Here is a 480-nt window from a genome sequence, read left to right on the forward strand (position 1 = left end):
AGGTCTTTAGCGTCCTGGAATTGCACTATTCGTTTTTCAGCGCGTGCACCGGCTTTCGGCGTATCAGACCCGCGTAGTTAGCCATGAAGGAAAAGTACGATGCCTGCGCCTACCGGTTTCGAAAACTCGTTGGCGCAGTGGACGAAGCCCGGAGGCTGTGAAAAAGCGGCGTATGTCGGTATCAAGGGGGGGCCATCTGCGCGCAGTCCGTTCTGTATTCCAGGAGGTCGTGCGCCGCACGCGGCGGGTGATACACGAAGTCGCCGGCCTTGAGCATTAATTCGCCTTCACGTTCGTACCAGAACTTGACCCAGCCCTTCAGCACGTAAATCATCTGGAACGTCATCGGGTGCCAGTGCGGGCCGGTGGTACGACAGAGCTCTTTCGCGCGGGTGATCTGACCGCCGTAGGCGCCGTTGGTCGCTTCGACCAGACCAAAGTCGCGCGATCAGCCAGTCGCGGAACGGGTCTGCTTCGAAC

The 480-nt window shown here is 59.2% G+C and carries 1 protein-coding gene; it reads right to left on the reverse strand.

All coding sequences use genetic code 11. From position 1 onward, the window contains the following. Nucleotides 1–181: 181 nt before the first annotated feature. Nucleotides 182–433, reverse strand: a complete 252-nt coding sequence (locus SB822_RS54950) for a cupin domain-containing protein (protein ID WP_410858829.1) — start codon at nt 431–433, stop codon at nt 182–184. Nucleotides 434–480 lie beyond the last annotated feature (47 nt).

The organism is Paraburkholderia sp. SIMBA_054 (genome assembly GCF_046534875.1).
GTDB classification, from domain to species: domain Bacteria; phylum Pseudomonadota; class Gammaproteobacteria; order Burkholderiales; family Burkholderiaceae; genus Paraburkholderia; species Paraburkholderia hospita.